The following is a 21,396-nucleotide window of genomic DNA, read 5'->3' as shown; positions in this document are numbered from 1 at the left end:
GCGGGCCATGCCGCTGGATCCCCAGGCCGAAGCGCTGTTGAAGGAGGTGGCGGCGAGCGGCTTGCCGCCGCTCGAGAGCCTGACACCGGCCCAAGCCCGCGACCTGACCCGCCAGCGTCGGGCCCAATGGGCCGGCGATCCCTTGCCGGTGGCGGCGGTGGAGGAGCGCTGGGTCCAGGGTCCGGCCGGGCTCGTTCCCTTGCGCCTCTACAAGCCGGCGGAGGCCGGTCCGCTGCCCTTGCTCGTCTATTTCCACGGCGGAGGATGGGTGAATGGCGACCTGGACAGCAGCGACGTGCCGTGCCGTGCCATCGCCCAGGCCTCCGGCTGCCTCGCGGCCTCCGTCAATTACCGCCACGCGCCGGAGCACAAGTTTCCCGCCGCGGTGGAGGACGGCTACGCCGTCTTGCGCCATCTCGCCACGCATCCCCGGGAATTTGCAACGGCTCCGGGACGGATCGCGGTCGGCGGTGACAGCTCGGGCGGCAACATCGCCGCCGCCGTGACCTTGATGGCGCGCGACCGGGGCGGCCCGCCGATCGCCTTTCAGCTGCTCCTCTATCCCGTCACCGACCACCGCTTCGATACGCGGTCCTACCGCGACCATGCCGAGGGGTATCTTCTCACCAAGGCCGGCATGGCCTGGTTCTGGAACCATTATCTCAAGTCTCCGGCCGACGGCGACCATCCTTATGCCTCGCCGTTGCGGGCGGGGGATTTCCGCGGGCTGCCGCCGGCCTGGATCGCGACAGCCGAGCACGATCCCTTGCGGGATGAAGGGGAGGCCTACGCGGCGAGGTTGGAGGAGGCGGGCGTGCCGGTGACGGCGAGGCGCTACGACGGCATGATCCACGGCTTTCTCAACATGGCCGGCGTGCTGGATCAAGGCCGGCAGCTCATGGAGGATGCCGCCGCGGCGCTCCGCGCGGCCTTCACGAAGTAAGCGGCCGCGGCTGCGCTCAGCTTCTGGTCAGCTTGCGATAGCGGATCCGGTGGGGCTGGTCCGCCTCCTTGCCGAGGCGCTTTTTCCGATCCGCTTCATACTCGCTGAAGCTGCCTTCGAAATAGGCCACCTTGCTGTCGCCTTCGAAGGCCAGGATGTGGGTGGCGATGCGGTCCAGGAACCACCGGTCGTGGCTGATCACGACGCAGCAGCCGCCGAAAGCCTCCAGCCCCTCCTCCAGCGCCCGCAGCGTGTTCACGTCCAGGTCGTTGGTCGGCTCGTCCAGCAGGAGGAGGTTCGCGCCCTCCTTGAGCATCCGGGCCAGATGCACGCGGTTGCGCTCGCCGCCCGAGAGGTCCTTGACCTTTTTCTGCTGCTCCGACCCGCCGAAGTTGAAGCGCCCGCAATAGGCGCGCGAGTTGACCTCGGTCTTGCCCAGCGCCACCGTGTCGCGGCCGTCCGAGATGACCTCCCAGACCGTCTTGTTCCCGTCCAGGGTCCGGTCCTGGTCCGCATAGCCGATCTTGACCGTCTCACCGACCTTGAAGGAGCCGCTATCCGGCTTGACCTGGCCGGTGATCAGCTTGAACAGCGTCGTCTTGCCGGCGCCGTTGGGGCCGATGACGCCGACGATGCCGCCGCGCGGCAGCGAGAAGTTCAGGTTCTCGAAGAGCAGCTTGTCGCCGTAGGCCTTGCTGACGTCCTTGGCCTCGAGCACGATGTCGCCCAGGCGCGGCCCCGGGGGGATGTAGATTTCCAGATCATCCGCCTGCTTCTGCTCCAGCCAGGAGGAGTAATTGCCCTCGAAAGGGATGCCCTGGCCGCGGTCCAGCTCGAGGATCCAGCCCGCCACATTGTCCAGGAAGTAGCGGTCGTGCGTGACGGCGATGACCGTCCCCTTGTACTGCTGGAGGTGCTGTTCCAGCCAGAGGACCGATTCGGCGTCCAGGTGGTTGGTCGGCTCGTCCAGCAGCAGGATGTCCGGCTCCTGGATCAGCAGCCGGCAGAGGGCCACGCGCCTCTTCTCACCGCCGGACAGCACGTCCACCTTGGCGTCGGCCGGCGGGCAGCGGAGCGCGTCCATGGCGACGTCGAGCTCGTTCTCCAGCTCCCAGCCGTTGGCCGCCGCGATTTTCTCCTGCAGCGCGCTCTGCTTCTCGAGGAGCTTTTCCATCTCCTCCGGCGTGCAGTCGCCCAGCTTGTTGCTCACCGCTTCGTACTCGCGCAGCATCGCGATCAGCTCGCGGCGGCCCTCCTCCACGACCTCCTTGACCGTCTTGTTCTTGTCGAGCTGCGGCTCCTGCTCGAGCAGCCCCACCGTGTAGCCCTTCGACATCGTGATCTCGCCGAGGTAGTCCTTGTCCGCGCCGGCGATGATCCGCAGCAGGCTGCTCTTGCCCGAGCCGTTGGGGCCCAGGACGCCGATCTTGGCGCCGTAATAAAAGGAGAGGTAGATGTCCTTGAGCACCTGCTTCTTCGCGGGTGGACACGCCCGACGCCGATCAGGGAGAAGATGACTTGCTTGTCGTTGGTGGTCGCCATAACTCAGTGTCGCCTTTCAAGGGTTTACGGTTGTCGCTCGGTCAGCGGTCGCTTTCGGCCTTCCGAATCGCTTCCGACTGATCCTTGGCCAGGTCGGCCTCGAGGAAGTCCCCGCATTGCGGCATTTCCATGTGGAGGTCCGAGGTGACGTCGATCTGCACGGTCGCGTCGCGCATGCGGAAGTTCAAGACGTGGCCGCCGGTCCGGCCGTCCTCGGTGAGGAAGTGAACGTGGTAGCCGGGGACGTTCAGCCCTTGCGCATAGTCCGGGAAGCGGAAGCCGACCAGCGTGCCGCGGACTCCCTCGTGCTCGAAGACCGCCTGGCGCTTGGCCACCTCGGCCAGCGGCGGATAGGGCTTCTGCTGGCGCGGGACCGTGCGCACCTTGATGTAGTCGAAGGCGGCGGTGGCCATGACCGCATAGAAGATGTTTTTGCTCGGCACGGCCTTGTCCACGGCCTGTTGAAAGTGGTCCCAATCCGTCAGCTCTTCCCACAGGACCTTGACGGTCGGATCGAAGAACATGACCACGGCAAAGGGCGTCTTGGCCGAGGGCGAGACCGGACGGGCCTTGCCGTCGCCCGTGATCTGGTAGAACCGGCCGTTGAAGGCGATCATCTCGCCGTCCAGCGCGTTGAAGGTGCCCAGGCCGAAATCGCCGTGCTTCGCCAGCTCGCCGTAGGTCACCTCGCCGTCGTAGATGCCTTCCATCAGCGCGCCGATCGTCGAGGTCTGAAACAGCTCGTGCGCCTGCCGCTGATCGTGGTGAAAGAGGTCGCCCTGGGTCCGGTGCGACTGGAAGGCTTTGATGAAGACGTCGTCGATGGCCATGCGATGGTCGATTAGTGTTGCGCGGATTCGCCGACCGCTTTGACCAGCTCGGCATTGTCGGCATAGTCCACGGGCATGTCGATCAAGGCCGGCCGGCCGGCTGCCAGCGCCCGCTTGAGCGTCGGGACAATCTGATCGGGTTCGGTGATGCGGAAGGCCGCCGCGCCGAAGGCCTCGCCCAGCTTGACCAGGTCCGGATCGGTGAACGTGGCGCCGAAGGTCCGCCCGAAATCGCGCATCTGCAGCTGCTGGATCAGGTTCAAGGTGCCGTCCCGCCAGACCACGTGCACGATGGGCAGGTTCAGGCGGACGGCGGTTTCCAGCTCCATGCAGGTCATCAAGAAAGAGCCGTCGCCCGAGACCGAGACGACCGGCCGGCCGGGCCGGGCCAGCGCGGCGCCGATGGCCCAGGGCAGCGCCACGCCCATCGTCTGGTGGCCCATGCTGAACAGCAGGTGCCGGGGCTCATAAGAGAAAAAGTAGCGCGCCATCCAGATTTCGTGCGCGCCGACGTCGCAGGTGACCGTCACGTCGTCGCCGATCGTCTGCCGCAGGTCGTGCATGAAGCGGAGGGGGTGGATCGGCTTGCCGGAGAGCCTTGCCCCGCGGCCCTGCTCGTCGAGCAGCATCTGGCGGGCCCGCGACACCTCCTGCCATTCGTCCTCCGCGGTCAGGCTCAGGCGCTCGGCCAGCGCGTCGAGGTTCCGCCCGATGTCGCCCAGCACCTCCACGGCCGGCTGATAGGACCGATCCAGGCCGGCGGGATTCTCGTCCACGTGGATCACGACGCCGCGGCCGCCGCCGTGCCAGACCGTCGGGTCGTATTCGACCATGTCGTAGCCGATCGTCAGGACGGCATCGGCTTGCTGCAGGATCGCGTCGCCCGGCTGATTCCCTACGTAGCCCACGCGCCCGACGAAGCGATCGGCCAGATCGCGCGAGACGACGCCGGCGGCTTCAAAGGTGCAGACCACCGGGAGCGCGTGCCTGTGCAGCAGGCGGCGGAAAGCCGCGGCCGCCGCCGGCGTGCTGGCGCCGACGCCCAGGAGCACGACGGGCAACCGGGCGTGGTTCAGGAGCGCGGCGGCGCGGCCGAGCGCATCCGGCGCGGCCGCGCCCAGGTGGGGCTGTTCGGGGGCCGGAATGGGCTGCGCCGTCACGGGCGACTTGGCGACGTCCATCGGCACGGAGATGTGCACGGCGCCCGGGCGTGATCGGGCGGCGATGCGAAAGGCGCTGACCACGATCTCCGGCAGCGTGTCGGCCACCTCCGCCTCGACGCTCCACTTGGTGATCGGGGCGAAGAGGGCGACCGAGTCCAGGTTCATGTGGCTCTGCTTGAAGCGCATCCCGCGCGGCACCTGGCCCGTGATGATCACCAGGGGATCGCGGTCCTCCGTCGCCGTGGCCACGCCGCAGACGGCGTTGATCAGGCCGGGGCCGGAGGTCGTCAGCACCACCCCGGGCTTGCCGGTGATGCGGCCCCAGGCCTGGGCCATGAAGGTGGCCCCGGTTTCGTGCCGGCAGAGGACGAACTTCGGTCCGCCGTCCGCCAGGACGTCAAGAATCGGCAGCACGGCGCCGCCGGGAATGCCGAAGATGTAATCCACGCCCTGCGCTTCGAGCGACCGGATCAGCAGTTCGGCGCCGTTCTTAATGGTCGGCGATGCCGTCATCTCAGCATTGATGGTGGTAAACGGGCGACCGCGAGCCTCAAGGCAGCGGCGGGAGCCCCACGATAACAAAGTCTTTGCCGATACACAATTGCCCCGGCGTCCCGGGTGATGTAACCTTCTCTGTGTAAAAACAAGACGGGTGTAAGCTGGGCGCTGCTGAAGCCAACCCATTCTCCACTGAAGGAGGCTTACACCCCTGGCAACGCTAGCACCGTGGACCGAGCAGTGGCAACACGTTGTGACCGATGGGCGCGAGCAGTTGTGGGGCGACCTGACGCAGCACACCCGGCAGATCTGGGCCGACTTCCTGGGGCGGCTCTCGGTCGAAGCCCGGGATCAGTACCTGGGCGTGCGGGCGTATGAACGCAGTCCGGCCCGTGCGGACGCCCGCAACGGCTTTTATGAACGGGACTTTGTGACGCGCCTCGGCACCGTGCGGGTGCGCGTTGCCCGGAGCGGCGGCGGGCGTTTCTGCCGGCCGGCCTGGGGCGCTTGCAGCGCCGGGCGGGGGAGGTGCTGCTGTTGATCCGCGAGGCCTTCTTGCGCGGGCTGTGAGTACCCGGACGGTAGGGTGCGTGGTCGCGCTGGTGACGGAGGAGGCGGTCAGTGCCCAGACCGTCTCGCGCCTGACGCAGGCCTTGGACCAGGCCGTGGCGCAGTTTCATGCGGCCCCGCTGGGCGATGTCTGGCCGTACCTGTTCCTGGATGGGGTGAGTCTGCGGGTGCGGCGGCCCCAGGGCCGCCAGCGGGTACAGCTCTTGGTGGCCTATGGCGTCCGGGCTGATGGGCGTCGGCAGCTCCTCGCCTTTACCCGCAGCCAGGGGGAGAGTCAGGCCGCCTGGGAGGGGTTGCTCCAGGATCTGTACCGGCGGGGGCTGGAGGGCTGGCAGCTGGCGCTGATCGTGACGGACGGCTGTCCCGGCCTGGCCGCGGCGCTGCAGACCGTCTATCCCCGGGTGCCCCATCAGCGCTGCTGGGTGCACAAGCTGCGCAACGTGCTGCAGGCCGTCCGGCGGCGGGATCACGCGGCCGTGAAGGCCGATGTCCAGGCGATCTATCAGGCCGCCAGTCGCCGGGAGGCCGAGGCCCGGGCCCGCCAGGTTGCGCAGCGGTGGCAAGCAGCCTACCCGTCGGTGATCACGCGGCTGGTGCGGGATCTGCCGGAGTTGCTGGCCTTCTTCCAGTGCCTGCGGCGCCTCTGGCGGCGGCTCCGCACCACGAACTTCATCGAGCGCTGCTTCGTGGAGGTGCGCCGCCGGACCCGACCGATGGTGTGCTTTGTGAACGTCCAGAGCGTGGAGCGGATCATCTTCTCCATCTTCAACCGGTTTAACCTGGAGTGGCACCAGCGCACCCGTCGCCAATTTACACAAGCCGCGTGACATTACCACGGCCCCCGCCGTCTTGACAGGCCGGGAGGTATGATTACAATTCTCGAGTGGCTCCGGCCCGGAAAGGAGGTGAGCGTGCCGATGTTGTGGACCGAAGCGGCGAACGTCAACTGGATGGAATCGCTCATGTGGATCTTCATCGGGATGTCGGCCGTGGCGGGTATCGTCGGGCTGTGGCGTCGGCTGACCGGCGCCTCGTCCCAGATGGATCGCCCCGCCAGCAAGGCGGCGTAGCCCAGCCCCTCACCGATGGCTCGATGAGCGGTCGTCACGGGGCGCGGCTGTCGGATGCGTCGCGCCCCTGCTCATCGGGAACGCTCCCGTTGTTTCCCCGCCCGAAGTCCCGTCACGCTACTTCCCGCCCCCCGGCGTCTGCGGCGTGTAGGGGGCGGCGGAGGCGGAGCAGTCGAACATCGCGCTGAAGCGGGCCGAGCATTGCGGCGACTTGCAACGAAGGCAGGTGCCGGTGATCGTCGTCTTCCAGTCGGTGGCCTGCTCGTCGAACCGGCAGGTGCAGTTGCCGCCCTTGGAGATGGTGGCCCAGGGCTTGTCAGTCCCCGGCAACAGGGCGACCCGGCAGCCGGCCGGGATCGGAACCCGGCAGCTCCGCGCCGTCTCTCCCTTCACCATCCCGAAGGTGCAGTTCGACTCGGTCGTCGCGGGCGAGCCCGACGGCTGGGCGGCCGTCGCTTCCGCGAGGACGAGCAGGCCGGCGAAGGCCAGGGGTAAGCCCACGAGCGAAGGAATCGGCATCGAGCACCTCCCGAGGGTGAACGCCGCGGATCGTAGCACAGGGCCCGCGTCGTCGGCGACCGCGTCGGCCCCCGGCGGTTCCCGCGCCTGGACTGACCGCCGTCGTGGGGGTAGACTACGCGCAGTGGGGGGACGATGTCCTGCCGATCGTCGGCCATCATCCTGGTCATCGGGGCCTGCCTGGGCGTGGTGGGGGAGGCAGCCGCCGAGGCCCTGCCCGCCCCGGACGTTACGACAGACCGTTCGGGGACGGTCACGGCCAGGGCCACGCTGCGGCTGCCCGGCCCGCCCGCCGCCGTCAAGGCGGTCCTGACCGACTACGCGCACTGGCCGGAGCTGTTCACCACGCCGCTGCGGGTAGCCGGACTGGAGCGTCGGCCCGACGCGGTCCTGACCGACCTCTACATCGGCCATCCCTGGTGGTTCGGGGAGAAGCGGCTGCTCTGCGAGACGCGGGAGCTGCCGGGCGGGCGGCTGAAGACCTCGCTCGTCGCCGGCGACTTCCGCGCGTACGAGCGCACCTGGGCGTTGTCGGAGAACGGCGCGCCGGACCGGACGCAGGCGGAGTTCGAGCTGGTCGTCGCGCTCGACACCTGGGCGCCCGACTGGCTGGTCGTCTGGGAGCTGCGCCGCCAGCTTCAGGGCCATTTCGAGCAGCTCAGCCGGCGGGTGCGCGCGCAGGTCTCGTCGAGCCGGCGGGGAAGGTGACCTCGGCCAGCTCCGCCCGCTCCACTCCCAGCTTGACCATCCCTTCCACGTCCAGGCCCCGCTCGACCTTCCGGACGTCGTCCGGCGCGGTCCTGGTGCTCGGATGGGGCGGGACGAAGAGCCGGCAGCAGTCCTGGTCGGGCTCGATCGAGGTCTCGAAGGTGCCGATGCGCTGCGCCTGCTCGGTGATCTCGACCTTGTCCATGCCGATCAGCGGGCGCAGGATCGGCAGGCGCGCGGCCTCGCCGACGACGCTCAGGTTCTGCGGCGTCTGGGAGGCCACCTGCCCGAGGCTGTCCCCGGTCACCACGGCCCAGCACCGCTCCTGCCGCGCCAGCTCCTCCGCGATCCGCAGCATCATCCGGCGATAGAGCACGATCCGCAGGGGCGCGGGCGCGCCGAGCACGATCTGCCGCTGGATCTCGCCGAAGGGCACGAGGTAGAGCCGCGAGTACTGCTGATAGGCCGTGAGCTCCTCGACGATCTCCCGCACCTTCTCCTCGGACGCGCGGCTCACGTAGGGCCGGCCGTGGAAGTGGACGAACACCGCGCGGCAGCCCCGCTTCATCATCCGGTAGGCGGCGACGGGGGAGTCGATCCCGCCGGAGATCAGGCAGGCGACCTTGCCGCTCACGCCGACGGGAAGCCCGCCGGGCCCCGGCTCGCGGCGGACGGCAAGGTAGGCCTCCTTCGACAGGGTCTCGATGTGGACGGTCAGCTCCGGGTCGCACAGGCTCACGCGCTTGCCCGTGACGGCGCAGAGGTGCGCGCCGACCTCCCGGTCCACGTCCATCGAGGTCTTCGGGAACCGCTTGTCCGCCCGCTTGGTCGTCACGCGGAAGGTGGCGAAGGGCAGGTCGCGTACCGCCTCCGCGGCGGCGGCCTTCAGCGCGTCGAGGTCGCCGTCGGCCGACAGGGGCACGGTCTCGGCCGGCAGAAAATGGGTGACGCCGAAGGTGCGGGCGATCCGTGCCTTCACCGCCGGCCAGGGCGTCTCGTCGCCGAGCATCACGCGCACGCGCCCGGGCAGGGCCTCGACCGCCCTGACATGCAGCCCCCGCAGCGTCTCCCGCAGGTTGCGGACGAGCCGGCGCTCGAAGAGGGGGCGGTTCCGCCCCTTCAGGGCCAGCTCGTGGTAATGGACGATGACGCAACGCATGGGGACGTCGCTCGTCAGCCGGCGAGCGCTTCCAGGTAGCGCTCGGCGTCGATGGCGGCCATGCAGCCGGAGCCGGCGGCGGTGACGGCCTGGCGGTAGCGGGAGTCCTGCACGTCGCCCGCCGCGAAGACGCCCGGCACGCTCGTCGCCGTGCCGTGCCGGGTCAGGAGGTAGCCCTTCTCGTCCATCTCGACCTGGCCCTTGAACAGGTCCGTGTTCGGCCGGTGGCCGATGGCGACGAACAGGCCCGCGCAGGCCAGCTCCGACCGCCGGCCGGTCACGACGTTCCGCAGGCGGACGCCCGTCACCACCCGGTCGCCGAGGACCTCTTCGACGACGCTGTTCCAGACGAAGGTGATCTTCTCGTTCTTGAACGCGCGGTCCTGCATGATCTTGGAGGCGCGGAGCTTGTCGCGGCGGTGGACGACCGAGACCTTCGTCGCGAACTTGGTGAGGAAGTTCGCCTCCTCCATCGCGCTGTCGCCGCCGCCGACCACGACCAGCTCCTTGCCGCGGAAGAAAAAGCCGTCGCAGGTGGCGCAGGTGGAGACGCCGTGTCCGGTCAGGCGGGCCTCGTTGGGGACGCCCAGCGGGATCGCGGCGGCGCCGGTCGCGATGATCAGCGCGCGGGTGGCGACCGTCTCCTCGCCCTCGATCGTCAGCGTGAAGGGCCGTTGCGCCAGATTCACCGCCGAGACATTGCCGGTGAGGAACTCCGTCCCGAAGCGCTCGGCCTGGGCGCGCATCTCCTGCATCAACTGGGGGCCGAGGACGGCCTGGCGGAAGCCGGGGTAGTTCTCGACCTCCGTCGTGGTCGTGAGCTGGCCGCCCGGCTGGATGCCTTCGATGAGGAGCGGCGAGAGGTTCGCCCGCGCCGTGTAGATCGCCGCGGTCAGCCCCGCCGGGCCCGAACCGATGATGACGACATGGCGCATGACGCCGACTCTACCACAGGCGGGCGGGGGGCGTCATGGGCGGGCGACGGCTAGAGCGATATCCCGCACGGTCCTGCCTCGTCATGCCGGCGGACGGTTTACCCCGGACATATTCAATCCGGGGCCGGCATCCAGAATCCTGCCCCATCGCGGGAGCCCAGTTCGCAGCGACCGAGGGGGCAGGCGGCTTCTTCTCTGTACGATGAGCCTCCGAGCGAGGCGAGCACGCCGCCCTCGCCTCGTCATGCCGGCGGACGCCGGCATCCAGGACCGTCCCCCGTCCTCGGAGTCCGGTCCGCGGCCGCGCCACTATGTCCGTGGCGGTGGGGCCGCCGCCCGGAGCACGTAGGTCAGCGGGGCCAGGTACGGTTCGGGGGCGGAACTCTCCGTCATGACGAGCAAGCCCAGGTCATGGGTCGCGCGGGGGCGTCCCCAAGCCCCGAGCGCGAGTGCGCCGATCACGCAATAGGAGGACGAGGCGATGGCCAGGGCCTCCGTCGCCGCCGAGAGCACGGCGAGATACCCGGGCGAACGGTCATTCCCCGGGGACATGGGATCGGACTTCCCCGGCGGTGCTGGAGGCAGGGAGGGCTGGGAGGAGGGGCGCCCTGTCGAATGACGCTCCCGAGCCCGGGCGAAGGCCTTCATCAATTCAAGTTGGGCATCCGAGAGGCGGCACACCCTGAGCATGCCTTCCTCGGGGCTCGCCGCATACTCGCTCGGAACGAGCTGCTGCGCGGTCACGTGCAGCTTCCGGAGCCAGATCGGCGGATGGTCGGGATCGAGCGCCATGGGCGGTATCCTACCGGAACCCGTTGAGAAAGCAAAGGCTCCCGCCGGGTCAGCCTGTCGCGGCCCCGGCCGGCCCAGTCCCGCTTGCCCTCATAAGGGGGAATTGCTACCCTCCCGCGCGTAGGCCGCCGGCGTTGTGACCCCATCTGTCACAGTCCGGTGGTAGCCTGTCCCGCGCGATGACGGGGAGCCCGGCCGCAGTTCCGGTCCGTTGGAGGGTGAGAGCACCGAATCCGCGCCTCTTCCCCGGCGGGAGAGGGAGGTAAGCACGGCCTCGTGGCAAAGGAGTGGACGCCTTGAACGACGGGACGAGTGAACGGTTCGCGCGATGGTTTACGCACGCTACGGGTCATGCGGCCTACCCGTTCCAGGTCCGTTTCGCGTGCGAGCCGGAGCTGCCGGAACTGGTGGACGTGCCGACCGGCCTGGGCAAGACCGCGATGGCGGTGCTGGGGTGGCTGTGGCGGAGACGGAGTCATCCGGATGAAGCGGTTCGGAAGAGTACGCCGCGCCGCATGGTCTACTGCCTGCCGATGCGGGTGCTGGTGGAGCAGACGGCCGAATGCGCAAGGCAATGGACGGCGAATCTGAAAACAGCCGGCCAATTAGCCGACGAAATTCCCGTGCATGTGCTCATGGGTGGCGAAGAGGAAGAAGATTGGGACATGTACCCGGAATCAGAGCAGATCATCATCGGCACGCAGGACATGCTGTTGTCGCGAGCGCTCAACCGAGGGTATGCGGCCACACGATCCCGCTGGCCTATTCAATTCGGCCTCCTCAACACGGACTGCCTATGGATGTTCGACGAAATCCAGTTGATGGGCACCGGATTGGCGACCACGACCCAACTGGAAGCATTCCGGCGGGTGCTTCCTGACACAAAGTCGGATCATGCCAAGAACGGCCGTGGCTGCCGCAGTGTCTGGATGTCCGCGACGCTCAAGCGGGACTGGCTGGGAACCGTAGACTTTGCGCCATTTCTGACGAATATGCGGGAGCTGCGGTTCAGCTTCGAGCAGGAGATCGTGGCTTCTGGACTTGGGACACAGGCACGCAAGGCGTTGGAAGATCGCTGGACCGCGAGGAAACCGCTGGCCAAAGCCGAGGCCATGATGGGTGACATCAAAGAGTTGGCCAAGGAAGTTCTGGAGGCTCACCAGCCCGGCACACGGACAATCGCCATCGTCAACACAGTCAAACGGGCGCGCGAGGTGTTCGACGCTCTGAGGAAGGCAGTCGGCAAGGCGTCCCTTAAGCCTGAGCTGGTGTTGTTGCATTCGCGATTTCGGCCAGAGGATCGCAAAAGGCAGGTGGACCGTGCTCTGGCGCAGCCTGGGGAGCCTGGGACCATCGTCGTCAGCACGCAGGTGATCGAGGCCGGTGTGGATATCAGCGCCACTACCCTCTTCACCGAGGTGGCGCCGTGGGCGTCGCTTGTGCAGCGGTTCGGACGCTGCAACCGGCGCGGGGCAGACAATGCGCAGGCCAACGTCTTTTGGATCGGCTTGCCAAGCAAAGAAGCGGACGCCAAAGGCGTGGTAGCCCCGTATGATCTCGATGACCTGAAGAATGCCGAAACGCGAGTGGCCAGATTGCACTATGTCGGCCTCCAGTCGCTTCCGGAGGTTCCGCTTCCCTTCGAGCATACTCACGTGATCCGCCGCAAGGACCTGATCGATCTCTTCGACACCACGCCCGATCTGGCCGGCAACGACATTGATATTGATCGCTTCATCCGGGATGTCGAGGACAGCGACGTTCGTGTGTTTTGGCGTGACTACGGCAAGGGTCCCGGCGAAACTGAGGAGAAGGCAGCCGAGCCCGCGCCGAGGCGAGAAGAACTCTGCCCAGCCCCGATTGGCGAGTTCCGAGATTTCGTCAAAAAGCACAAAGGTCAGGTCTGGCGGTGGAACTTTCTCGAAGAGCGATGGGATCGGACGGACACGATCATCCCTGGGCAGGTGCATCTGGTTCACGCGAACGCCGGTGGCTACAGCTTAGAGCGAGGGTGGGATCCTAGTTCAGAAGAATCTGTCCAACCGATTGTCCCCTCACCCGGAACCCGTGTGAAGACTCCCGATGCGACCGACGCGGACCCGCTCTCACAGATAGGAACGTGGCAAACCATCGCGGAGCACACAGACGATCTCCGCCGAGAGGTCGATCAGCTTCTGCGCGCGCTGGTGATGGATGGAGATGACGCCGAGGCGGTTCGCCAAGCCGCCCGCTGGCACGATCGAGGGAAGGCGCATGATGTCTTTCAAGCTGCGGTACCCGGCGGGGCTCCTGTGGCAGCCCAGCTTTGGGCGAAGGCTCCTAAGCGGGGCTGGAAACGGTACGCACGCAGGCACTTCCGCCATGAATTGGCCTCGGCAATGGCGGTGCTCGATCCGCGGAATACCCTGGTTCCCGAAGAGATCCGTAACTTGGTCGCCTACCTGGTCGCTGCGCATCACGGCAAGGTGCGCCTCTCCGTCCGCTCGTTGCCGAACGAAAGCCGTCCCGATGCAGGACGCCGGTTTGCCCGAGGCGTGTGGGATGGCGATGAACTGCCTGAGACCGATCTCGGCGATGGAACCGTGGCGCCCAGGGTCGCGCTGTCCCTGGAGCCGATGGAGCTCGGCCTGTGCGAGCAGCCGCCATTTACGGGCCGCCCGTCGTGGGCCGAGCGGATGATCGGTCTCCGCGACACACTGGGCCCGTTCCGTCTGGCCTATCTTGAGGCTATTCTCCGGGCAGCGGACATGCGTGCCAGTCGGGATGCGGCGCAGAAAGCTGTGGCGAAACAGCAGGACCACGTCTCTCCACAGGGGAAGGATGCAGCATCGTGAAATTGGCAAGCGTTGAAGCCATTGTTCGCGCGCTCAACGAGGCCGGCGTACGCTACCTGGTCGCCGGCGGATTGGCGGTGAACGCCCACGGCTATTTGCGTTTCACCAAGGACGCCGACTTGGTCATTGAGTTGGTGCCGGACAACATCAAACGGGTCTTTGCCGCTCTTGAACCACTGGGCTATAAGCCAATCGCGCCTGTGACGGCGGAGCAGTTTGCCGATCGCTCAACGCGCGAGGGGTGGATCCGCGACAAGAATATGCAGGTGTTGCAACTCTGGAGCGATCGCCATCGTGAGACGTCCATTGACCTGTTCGTTCATGAGCCCTTTCAGTTTGATGAGGAATATGCCAAGGCGTTGATCAAGCCCCTGTACGGAACCATAGAGGTTCGGTTTGTCAGTATCCCCACGCTGATCAAAATGAAGGAAGCGGCGGGCAGGGAACAAGACAGGATAGACATCGAACACTTGCGCATGAGGTTGGAAGACGATGCCGGACAATAACCTGCATAGGCCGGAATTCGACTGGCGGCTGACCACCTTCGAAGGCGCGCGGCGCGAACAACTCCGCCGCTGGGCGCAATTGTCCTTGGAGGACATCCTCAGGGCGCTCGAGGAGATGGAAGACTTGTCCCGGCAGTTGGGCCCGGCGCCCGCCGATGAATCTGGCGAACCTGCGCCGGGGCTGATCGTCAAAGAGTCTTCAGGCGTGTATGGAACGAGCGGCAGCGATGATCTCGCGCTGGCCGGCTGCACACCCGAACCACTGATGGCCTACCTGAAGGCATTAGGCGTTCTGCGTCTAGTCAGCGAGCAGAAAGATCCGGAAGCTCGTGGCTGGTGGAGGAATGATGTGTTCTGGCTGCGGGCGCCGGAGTTGTTCAAAGATGCAGCCACCGAGGAAGCCAAACGGGACGCGCTGGCGAAGTTCTTCTTGGAAGAATACAAGCCGACGCCGATCGTGGCGCCGTGGGCGGGCGGGTCGGGTTTTTTTAGAAAGGACAACAAGAAGGCGGTTGCGGCATTAGGAACGAGCAATGACCCTCGCATTGCTCGTTATACGGAGGTAATTCGGCAGGTCCAAGCGATCATTCAGGATGAGGGAATCGGCGACAAGCCGAAAAACGACGATAAGACTCGCCTGATCTGTCGCTACCGGCGCGACCTGCCTGACAACGTGGTGGCCTGGATGGATGCCGTCATGGTGCTGCAGCAGGTCGGCCAGAGCTTCGCCCCACTACTCGGCACGGGCGGAAACGACGGGCGCCTCGATTTTACCCAGAATTTCATGCAGCGGATCGTCTCCCTCGGTTTGCACACGAGGGGGGTACAAAGCGGTCAATCGAAGCGATGGCTCCACCAAGCCCTCTTTGCATCGTTGGCAAAGCTCGATTCCGCCAGCGTCGGGCAGTTCGCCCCAGGTCGCGTGGGTGGACCGAATGCCACTCAAGGCATGGAAGGAGACTCGACCGACAATCCATGGGACTTTGTCTTGATGATGGAAGGAACTCTTGTGCTGGCAGGTGCTGCCGTTCGACGCTTGGGGGCGAGTCGCCAGGCTCGCTCATCGTTTCCGTTCACGGTCCGGGCGGTCGCTGCGGGGTTTGAGGCATCGACGCGGCAAGATGAGTTTGAGTCGCGTGGCGAACTGTGGTGCCCTCTCTGGACACGGCCAGCGAGCACCGACGAACTGCGTCAGCTCTTTGGCGAAGGCCGGGCAGAAGTCTCGGGGCGTCCTGCACAAAACGGAACCGACTTCGCGCGGGCTGTGGCAGGGCTGGGTGTGGATCGCGGCATCGCGGGATTTAGTCGGTTTGGATTCCTGAAGCGGAGCGGGAAGGCATTCCTTGCGGCGCCGATCGGGCGCTTTGCGGTTACAGAAAGGCGGAAAGTTGATCTGCTTCGAGAGGCCGACGGTTGGCTGAGCACGTTCCGCCGTGCCGTCGGAGACCAAAATGCGCCGCCTCACCTTGGTTCGGCCCTTCGCAGGATCGATGCGGCCGTCTTTGATTTCTGCAAATACGGGACCCCGACGTTCTTTCAAGCAATCCTGATCGCACTAGGTCGGGCAGAACGGCTGCTCAGCATGGCGGAACGCTTTCGAGATGATAAGCAGATCAGCCCGTTGTCTGGGCTTTCCGCAGGATGGATCGTAGCCGCCAATGATCACTCGCTGGAATTCACCGCGGCCATGGCTCTGGCATCTATCAACGATTCCGAAAACAAGATCGGCCCCTTCCGAGCCAACCTCGAACCCGTGGATTGGAAGAAACGATGTCGGGCCTGGGCCGACAGGGGGCGCGCCGTGGTCTGGGACCCCGGAGATTTGACGACTAACCTCACCGACGTGCTCCAACGGCGGATGATGGACGGTCAACGAGCCGGGTGCGAACACCTCCCGCTAGCGTCCCGATTCACCGTTTCGCTTGAGACCGTGGCCGCATTTCTTGACGGAGATTTTGACGAGCAACGCGTCGAAGACCTCCTTTGGGGGCTGACGCTGATTGATCATCAGGGCGTGCCTCACGGCAGTGGTCACGAGCGAGCTGCTCGCCCGCTACCGAGGAACTACGCACTCCTGAAGTTGCTCTTCCTGCCGCAGCCCCTTGTCGTAGGTCGGCGGAACGGTGAAGTCGTCTGGCGGCTGGCACGGGAGGGCGAAGCGGGCATCGCGATCCGCCCGGAGCCGCGCATCCTGCCGCTCCTTCGTGCCGGTCATATCGGCGAGGCCTGCCGCATTGCGGCGCAGCGGTTGCGTGTGTCGGGGTTGCCACCGTACCCTGGTGTGCTCCCGAACGGAATGACACGTGACGACACGTGGTCCGAATTCGTGAGCGACCCCCGTCATGCACAGCGCCTGTCCGCGAGCTTGCTCATTCCCATCGATCCAACATCCGTCAACCGACTTGTGCACCTCGTTTGCCGAGACGAATTGGCGTTCGCCACAACGTAGAAGGAGGGGAATCCGTATGCCTACGGCGACCAATACCATTAACTATGAAGCGCTCAAGGCTGAGCCGCGCCTGCTCATGGAAGCGAAGCTCAAGCCGCTCCAGGGCCACCGGTTCCAGCCCACGGGCTTTGCCGATCTCGGTCCGGCGAGGTACACGCTCCCCGACGGGACCGAGATGCTCTTGGTCGAATCCGTCCAGTCTGTGGCGAATAGGATGGAGCTGGCGTGCTGGGATCAGCCAACCGCCGACCTGATCGAGGGGCTTAAGGGGCTGCCCTACATTCGAGTCAAGTCGAGCAATGACGGCGTGCTGACCAACTCTGTTCTTGAAGCCCACCGGATCAATTCACCATACATCCTTGAAAGCGGGGACAAGAGTGTCTTCAACAAGCTCAAGCAAGATACCGCGAGCATGGAAAAGGGCGCGGTAGACATACGGGCGCTCGCGAAACTGATCTTGAAGTATGATCCTAACGCGATCATTCATGGTGTGTTCCTTGCCAAGAGCGACCTTGCCGGTGGTCGGCTCCGATTGCCGCGCTTGCTCAGCGGGTTTATCGAGGCTTCTCATGTGCGCCCCGTTGAGAGCGGTGGGGTTAAGAACGACAGGGTCGATCCATCCGGCGATACTAAGCAGGGTTTCGGCAATGTCCCGTTTCACCGAACAGAGTTTGTCGCCAAGGAGATCAAGGCATACTTCAACCTCGACCTGGCTCTGCTTCGGGGCTATGGGCTAGGTGACGACGCAACGAAACTCCTAATTGCTCTCTCGCTCTTCAAGGTCCGCCGGTTTCTCTCGACAGGTCTCCGCCTCCGCACTGCCTGCGATCTGGAAATGATCGATGATGTGCAAGTCACGCGGCCCAACGGGTTTCAGATTGCCGATGAGACCGCGCTGCTGGATGAATGCAAGCGGCTCATAGGCGCGTGCAAGCGCCTGTTTGCCGATCCCCCAATCACCGAAGTCGAGTGGAAGCCCAATAAAAAACAAGCCAAAGACAAGAAAGAAGAAGTTGATGAACATGATGCCGACAACGAAGACGATGTGAACGCAGAGGCAGACGAACAATGATCGCCATCTCCTTCACATTCCTCGCCGGTCGCTACCACGCCACGCCGTGGGGGCGGCACGTCAACGAGGGCGCCGTCGAATGGCCGCCCTCGCCCTGGCGCATTTTGCGCGCGCTCGTGGCAACCTGGAAACGCACACTTCCCGATCTGCCGCAGGAACAGGTCGAGCCGATCTTCCGCGCGTTAGCTGAGCCACCGGAGTTTCTCCTGCCTCCTGCCTCGACAGGCCATACGCGCCACTTTATGCCGAAGAAAGGGCCGGACGATCGAACGCTGGTCTTCGATACCTTCGTCGCTGTCTCCCGAGAGTCGCCGGTATGGGTCCGCTGGCCGAATGTATCGCTCGATGGGGCGCAACGCGACGCGCTCACCTGCCTTCTCCGCAACCTCAATACCCTCGGGCGATCCGAGTCCTGGTGCGAGGCCGAGCTTGCGGACGATGTCGGCAACCCAGACTGGCGCGTGTGCCGTCTGCTCCAAGGCGATGTTCCCCCCGGGCACGAGATCGTTCGCCTGCTCTGCCCAGATCCTGAAAGTGCCTTTGCCGATGACCACGTCGTTACCGTCACAAACAAAACCGCGGGCCGCGGGAAAAATAAGCGAACCGTCGAGGAACGATCTGCCATTTATGACCCAGCTTGGCATCTCTGCATGGAGACGCTTCAACTGCACAGAGAGCGCTGGTCCGACCCGCCCGGCTCACGCTGGGTGCCGTACACCCGCCCGCGCGATTGTTTCAAGATCGAGCCAAAGGCGCACACAAGACAAATGACTGACCGCACTCGTATCCGCGTCGTCCGCTACGCGCTCGACTCGACGGTACTCCCGCTCGTGACGGACACCTTGCCGGTGGCGGAGGCGGCCAGGCGCACGCTAATGGGCCTCTACGGGCGGCAAGTGTGGAAGCGACTCCACGGTGCGACACCCTATCCGGATGACGCCGCGCAGCGTCCGAAATCGTCCGTGCTGTCGGGGAAAGATGCGTCGGGGAACCCACGGCAAGGCCATCGCCATGCTTATTATCTGCCGACTGACGAGGATGGGGACGGCCGTCTGGACCATCTCACGATCTATGCCCCAGACGGTTTCGGAGCAGACGAACAACGGGCATTCGACGCGTTGCGCGGGCTGCGAGCGGGTCGTGAAGCAGAGGCCAGACATCCATTGCGTGTGTTGCTGCTCGGCATGGGAGACCAGACAGCGTTTCCGAGGGGGCCATGCCAAGCGGCGCAGGTGTGGGAATCGGCCACTCCCTATCTGGCCACCCGCTATGCCAAAACCAGGGGACGGAACCGGATCGATCTGCGCTCGCCGGAGGCTCGCGCCGCCTTTCTCATCGAGGACCTGGGGGCACAGCTACGTGCGGTGCGGCAGGATATCGCGGGGGAAGTGACCATCGAACCGCTCTGGGATCAGAATCAGGTCTTTTCGATTGCCGATCGTTGGCGATCCATTCAATTCAAACGGTTTCGGAGAAAGTCCAGCGATGACGGGGGCCGACGGTTGGCCGGCGCCTTCCGGCTCATGTTTTCTGCCCCTGTACGCGGTCCTCTTGCCCTTGGCTGGTCGAGCCACTTCGGCCTTGGGCAGTTTGTGCCTGTCGGCATGCGACGGCCAGGCAGGGCGGTGCCGGAAACCGGTGAGGCTGAGACGTAAGGGGGAAGGGGCATGATTGTGGATTGGCGGCGGATCGAAGTGGTTGACGATGTCATGGCGAACATCTTGCGTGGAAAAACGCCGGCGGAACGCCTCCAGATCGGCTTTGGGTTGTGGCGATCGGCGCAGAAGCTGTTGCGGGGGCAGTTGGCGTCGCTGCACCCCGACTGGGATGCGCAACGGCTCGCACGGGAAGTCGCGCGGAGGCTCTCGCATGGAGCTGTATGATTTACTGGCCCACGTGGCGGCGACCTTTGAGCGGTTGCGCATTCCCTACCTGGTCACCGGTTCAGTCGCCTCCATGGCCTACGGCGAGCCTCGGCTGACCAATGATATCGATGTGGTGGCTGGGATTCGGGCGGACGACATCCCGGCACTGTTGGCCGCGTTTCCTGCCCATGAGTTCTATCTGAGCGAAGAGGCGGTTCGTGAGGCGATTCGCCGGCAGGGGCAATTCAACATCATTCATCCCGGCTCGGGGTTGAAGGTGGATGTCATGGTTCAGAAGGACACGCCGTTCGATCGCAGTCGGTTTGCGCGGGCCCGTGTGCTGCGTCCAGCCGAGTCTTACGAAGCAGCCTTTGCGTCGGCCGAGGATGTCATTATCAAAAAACTGGAATATTACCGCGAGGGCGGATCGGAGAAGCACCTGCGGGACATTACGGGGATGTTGAAGGTCAGCGGAGATGAAATCGACCGGGCCTATATTGTGGAGTGGGCCGATCGCTTGGGGCTGCGCGATATTTGGGACATGATTCAACGGCGCTTGGAAGAGAGGCCATAGTGCCCCGCTCCAGTGCGGATCGGTGCGCGCCGGACTGATTCTCGACACCGCCGACTACGTCGACCTGGTCAGTTCGTGCCGATGCAAAAATTGTATGTGCGAGAAGTTCATCTGACGGTCAGGCAGAGTCCTTGCCATTCCCTGCGGGAGAAAGGAGCAAGGACGATGGCGACGACGAGCATGAAGATCATCAAGACCAAGATAGGGCTGTTGGAGCTGGTCAAGCAACTCAGCAATGTGTCCAAGGCCTGCCGGATCATGGGCGATAGCCGGGACAGCCTCTCCCGGTGCAAGGACCTCTAGGAGACCGGCGGCGAGGCCGCGCTGCAGGAGCTCTCCCGGCAGAAACCGATCCTGAAGAACCGAGTCCCGGCCGAGGTCGAGGAGGCGGTCGTGGCCCTCGCGGTCGAGCAGCCGGCCTGGGGCCAAGTGCGGGTGGCCAACGAGCTGCGCCAGCGGGGGGTGACGGTGTCCCCCGCCGGCGTCCGGTGCATCTGGCTGCGGCATGACCTGGAGACGATGCGCAAGCGGCTGAAGGCCTTGGAGGCCAAGGTGGCGCAGGCCGGCGTGATCCTCACCGAGGTCCAGGTGGTCGCCTTGGGAAAGGCCGCGGCCGACAAAGAAGCCCACGGGGAGTTCGAGCGCGAGTGTCCCGGCTACTGCGGGGTGCAGGATACCTTTCAGCCGAGTCCTGACCGATCGCGGGGCGGAGTACGGTGGGGCGCCGGACCGCCACGAATCCGAGCGGTCCCTGGCGGTGGAAGACATCGAGCACACCCGGACCAAGACCAAGCGCCCACCGACCAACGGCATCTGCGAGCGGTTCCACAAGACGCGGCTCAACGAGTTCTTCCGGGTGACGTTTCGGAAGCAGATCGACCGGAGCCTGGAAGAGCTGCAAGCCGATCCGGAGGCCTGGCTCCCGGAGTGAAACGAACGCCGACCGCACCAGGGGCGCTGGCGCTACGGCAAGACGCCCATGCAGACGTTCGTAGATACCGTGCGCAGCAAAGGTTGGACCGTCCATCCGCAAATCGGCTGTTCCGGCTACCGGATCGACATCGCCGTCGTTCATCCGCACGAGCCGGGGAAGTATCTTCTTGGTATCGAGTGCGATGGGCGCCATACCACTCATTGCCAACTGCTCGTGACCGGGACGCCTGCGTCAATTCGTTCTGGAAAATCTGGGCAGGACGCTGCATCGGATATGGTCAACGGACTTGTGGAACGATCCGGAACGGGAAATCGAGAAACAGGAAGCGTCTACCAACAAACGGCTGACCATTCACTCGTCCCAAAGCAAACCACCCGGTTGATCACGAGGGTTTAGCCTGTTCTTTGACAACTGAATAGCGAAAGGAGTGGCG

The 21,396-nt window shown here is 65.1% G+C and carries 19 protein-coding genes and 2 pseudogenes; 14 read left to right on the top strand and 7 right to left on the bottom strand.

The window, feature by feature from the left end; all coding sequences use genetic code 11:
• The first annotated feature begins 7 nt into the window (after positions 1-7).
• Complete coding sequence (locus AC1U7O_RS16605; protein ID WP_479896008.1) at positions 8-943, top strand: alpha/beta hydrolase; 936 nt, start codon at positions 8-10, stop codon at positions 941-943.
• Positions 944-959: 16 nt separating this feature from the next.
• Here the strand turns inward: AC1U7O_RS16605 and AC1U7O_RS16600 are convergent.
• The 3 genes and pseudogenes from AC1U7O_RS16600 to alsS form a co-directional block, all read right to left on the bottom strand.
• Positions 960-2,485 (bottom strand): annotated as a pseudogene (locus AC1U7O_RS16600) (ABC transporter ATP-binding protein).
• A gap of 41 nt (positions 2,486-2,526) precedes the next feature.
• Entirely contained in the window at positions 2,527-3,315 is a 789-nt protein-coding gene (gene budA, locus AC1U7O_RS16595) for an acetolactate decarboxylase (protein WP_479896007.1), read from the bottom strand.
• An 11-nt stretch (positions 3,316-3,326) separates the two neighbouring features.
• The gene (gene alsS, locus AC1U7O_RS16590) at positions 3,327-4,991 is read right to left on the bottom strand and encodes an acetolactate synthase AlsS (protein WP_479896006.1); all 1,665 of its coding nucleotides are present in this window, start codon (positions 4,989-4,991) and stop codon (positions 3,327-3,329) included.
• A 238-nt stretch (positions 4,992-5,229) separates the two neighbouring features.
• Here alsS and AC1U7O_RS16585 point away from each other — a divergent pair, with 238 nt between their 5' ends.
• The 3 genes from AC1U7O_RS16585 (at position 5,230) to AC1U7O_RS16575 (ending at position 6,616) form a co-directional block, all read left to right on the top strand.
• The gene (locus AC1U7O_RS16585; protein WP_479896005.1) at positions 5,230-5,517 is read left to right on the top strand and encodes a transposase; all 288 of its coding nucleotides are present in this window, start codon (positions 5,230-5,232) and stop codon (positions 5,515-5,517) included.
• The gene (locus AC1U7O_RS16580) at positions 5,438-6,373 is read left to right on the top strand and encodes an IS256 family transposase (protein WP_479896004.1); all 936 of its coding nucleotides are present in this window, start codon (positions 5,438-5,440) and stop codon (positions 6,371-6,373) included. Before AC1U7O_RS16585 ends, AC1U7O_RS16580 begins: the two co-directional genes overlap by 80 nt.
• An 84-nt stretch (positions 6,374-6,457) precedes the next feature.
• Positions 6,458-6,616, top strand: a complete 159-nt coding sequence (locus tag AC1U7O_RS16575) for a hypothetical protein (RefSeq protein WP_479896003.1) — start codon at positions 6,458-6,460, stop codon at positions 6,614-6,616.
• A 117-nt stretch (positions 6,617-6,733) separates the two neighbouring features.
• On the opposite strand, the gene AC1U7O_RS16570 is transcribed toward AC1U7O_RS16575, so the two are convergent.
• Positions 6,734-7,135 (bottom strand): hypothetical protein, encoded by a 402-nt coding sequence (locus AC1U7O_RS16570; protein WP_479896002.1) that lies wholly within the window; start codon positions 7,133-7,135, stop codon positions 6,734-6,736.
• A gap of 135 nt (positions 7,136-7,270) precedes the next feature.
• On the opposite strand from AC1U7O_RS16570, the gene AC1U7O_RS16565 reads away from it, so the two are divergent.
• The gene (locus AC1U7O_RS16565) at positions 7,271-7,843 is read left to right on the top strand and encodes an SRPBCC family protein (RefSeq protein WP_479896001.1); all 573 of its coding nucleotides are present in this window, start codon (positions 7,271-7,273) and stop codon (positions 7,841-7,843) included.
• Here the strand turns inward: AC1U7O_RS16565 and thiI are convergent.
• From thiI to AC1U7O_RS16550, 3 genes are all read right to left on the bottom strand, one after another.
• Entirely contained in the window at positions 7,794-9,002 is a 1,209-nt protein-coding gene (gene thiI, locus AC1U7O_RS16560; protein WP_479896000.1) for a tRNA uracil 4-sulfurtransferase ThiI, read from the bottom strand. The two genes, AC1U7O_RS16565 and thiI, sit on opposite strands and share 50 nt — an antisense overlap.
• A 14-nt stretch (positions 9,003-9,016) precedes the next feature.
• Positions 9,017-9,937: a thioredoxin-disulfide reductase gene (trxB, locus tag AC1U7O_RS16555; RefSeq protein ID WP_479895999.1), complete on the bottom strand. Its 921-nt coding sequence runs from the start codon at positions 9,935-9,937 to the stop codon at positions 9,017-9,019.
• A 309-nt stretch (positions 9,938-10,246) separates the two neighbouring features.
• Positions 10,247-10,729, bottom strand: a complete 483-nt coding sequence (locus AC1U7O_RS16550; protein WP_479895998.1) for a hypothetical protein — start codon at positions 10,727-10,729, stop codon at positions 10,247-10,249.
• Positions 10,730-11,025: 296 nt separating this feature from the next.
• Between AC1U7O_RS16550 and cas3g the strand changes: the two genes are divergently transcribed.
• The 9 genes and pseudogenes from cas3g to AC1U7O_RS16505 all read left to right on the top strand — a co-directional run bounded on the left by cas3g (position 11,026) and on the right by AC1U7O_RS16505 (position 21,359).
• Positions 11,026-13,563 carry a type I-G CRISPR-associated helicase/endonuclease Cas3g gene (gene cas3g / locus AC1U7O_RS16545; RefSeq protein ID WP_479895997.1) on the top strand — a complete coding sequence of 846 codons (2,538 nt, stop codon included), beginning with the start codon at positions 11,026-11,028 and terminating at the stop codon, positions 13,561-13,563.
• A complete protein-coding gene (locus AC1U7O_RS16540; protein ID WP_479895996.1) occupies positions 13,560-14,069 on the top strand; it encodes a nucleotidyl transferase AbiEii/AbiGii toxin family protein in 510 nt (169 codons plus the stop codon). The genes cas3g and AC1U7O_RS16540 overlap by 4 nt, the downstream gene beginning before the upstream one ends.
• Positions 14,056-16,518 (top strand): type I-G CRISPR-associated protein Cas8g1/Csx17, encoded by a 2,463-nt coding sequence (gene cas8g1, locus AC1U7O_RS16535; protein WP_479895995.1) that lies wholly within the window; start codon positions 14,056-14,058, stop codon positions 16,516-16,518. The genes AC1U7O_RS16540 and cas8g1 overlap by 14 nt, the downstream gene beginning before the upstream one ends.
• 16 nt (positions 16,519-16,534) lie before the next feature.
• On the top strand, positions 16,535-17,590 hold the full coding sequence (cas7g, locus tag AC1U7O_RS16530) for a type I-G CRISPR-associated RAMP protein Csb1/Cas7g (RefSeq protein WP_479895994.1): 1,056 nt from the start codon (positions 16,535-16,537) through the stop codon (positions 17,588-17,590).
• Entirely contained in the window at positions 17,587-19,245 is a 1,659-nt protein-coding gene (gene csb2 / locus AC1U7O_RS16525; RefSeq protein WP_479895993.1) for a type I-G CRISPR-associated protein Csb2, read from the top strand. Before cas7g ends, csb2 begins: the two co-directional genes overlap by 4 nt.
• 12 nt (positions 19,246-19,257) lie before the next feature.
• Positions 19,258-19,473 (top strand): hypothetical protein, encoded by a 216-nt coding sequence (locus AC1U7O_RS16520; RefSeq protein ID WP_479895992.1) that lies wholly within the window; start codon positions 19,258-19,260, stop codon positions 19,471-19,473.
• Positions 19,460-20,029, top strand: a complete 570-nt coding sequence (locus AC1U7O_RS16515) for a nucleotidyltransferase family protein (RefSeq protein ID WP_479895991.1) — start codon at positions 19,460-19,462, stop codon at positions 20,027-20,029. The genes AC1U7O_RS16520 and AC1U7O_RS16515 overlap by 14 nt, the downstream gene beginning before the upstream one ends.
• A 165-nt stretch (positions 20,030-20,194) precedes the next feature.
• A pseudogene (locus tag AC1U7O_RS16510) lies at positions 20,195-21,026 on the top strand (helix-turn-helix domain-containing protein); the annotation flags it as partial.
• Positions 21,009-21,359: a hypothetical protein gene (locus AC1U7O_RS16505; RefSeq protein ID WP_479896068.1), complete on the top strand. Its 351-nt coding sequence runs from the start codon at positions 21,009-21,011 to the stop codon at positions 21,357-21,359. The pseudogene AC1U7O_RS16510 and the gene AC1U7O_RS16505, both read left to right, overlap by 18 nt.
• Positions 21,360-21,396 lie beyond the last annotated feature (37 nt).

The organism is Candidatus Nitrospira neuquenensis (assembly GCF_979578155.1).
Note: the sequence above shows the minus strand (reverse complement) of the source record. Positions and strands in the feature narration are given on the sequence as shown.

What these genes read in the sequence shown, in the direction of transcription:
- AC1U7O_RS16565 (WP_479896001.1), top strand. Translation starts at nt 7,271, where the DNA reads ATGTCCTGCCGATCGTCGGCCATCATCCTGGTCATCGGGGCCTGCCTG.
- AC1U7O_RS16605 (WP_479896008.1), top strand. Translation starts at nt 8, where the DNA reads ATGCCGCTGGATCCCCAGGCCGAAGCGCTGTTGAAGGAGGTGGCGGCG.
- cas8g1 (WP_479895995.1), top strand. Translation starts at nt 14,056, where the DNA reads ATGCCGGACAATAACCTGCATAGGCCGGAATTCGACTGGCGGCTGACC.
- AC1U7O_RS16505 (WP_479896068.1), top strand. Translation starts at nt 21,009, where the DNA reads ATGCAGACGTTCGTAGATACCGTGCGCAGCAAAGGTTGGACCGTCCAT.
- AC1U7O_RS16520 (WP_479895992.1), top strand. Translation starts at nt 19,258, where the DNA reads ATGATTGTGGATTGGCGGCGGATCGAAGTGGTTGACGATGTCATGGCG.
- AC1U7O_RS16570 (WP_479896002.1), bottom strand. Translation starts at nt 7,135, where the DNA reads ATGCCGATTCCTTCGCTCGTGGGCTTACCCCTGGCCTTCGCCGGCCTG.
- alsS (WP_479896006.1), bottom strand. Translation starts at nt 4,991, where the DNA reads ATGACGGCATCGCCGACCATTAAGAACGGCGCCGAACTGCTGATCCGG.
- csb2 (WP_479895993.1), top strand. Translation starts at nt 17,587, where the DNA reads ATGATCGCCATCTCCTTCACATTCCTCGCCGGTCGCTACCACGCCACG.
- trxB (WP_479895999.1), bottom strand. Translation starts at nt 9,937, where the DNA reads ATGCGCCATGTCGTCATCATCGGTTCGGGCCCGGCGGGGCTGACCGCG.
- budA (WP_479896007.1), bottom strand. Translation starts at nt 3,315, where the DNA reads ATGGCCATCGACGACGTCTTCATCAAAGCCTTCCAGTCGCACCGGACC.
- thiI (WP_479896000.1), bottom strand. Translation starts at nt 9,002, where the DNA reads ATGCGTTGCGTCATCGTCCATTACCACGAGCTGGCCCTGAAGGGGCGG.
- AC1U7O_RS16515 (WP_479895991.1), top strand. Translation starts at nt 19,460, where the DNA reads ATGGAGCTGTATGATTTACTGGCCCACGTGGCGGCGACCTTTGAGCGG.
- AC1U7O_RS16550 (WP_479895998.1), bottom strand. Translation starts at nt 10,729, where the DNA reads ATGGCGCTCGATCCCGACCATCCGCCGATCTGGCTCCGGAAGCTGCAC.
- cas7g (WP_479895994.1), top strand. Translation starts at nt 16,535, where the DNA reads ATGCCTACGGCGACCAATACCATTAACTATGAAGCGCTCAAGGCTGAG.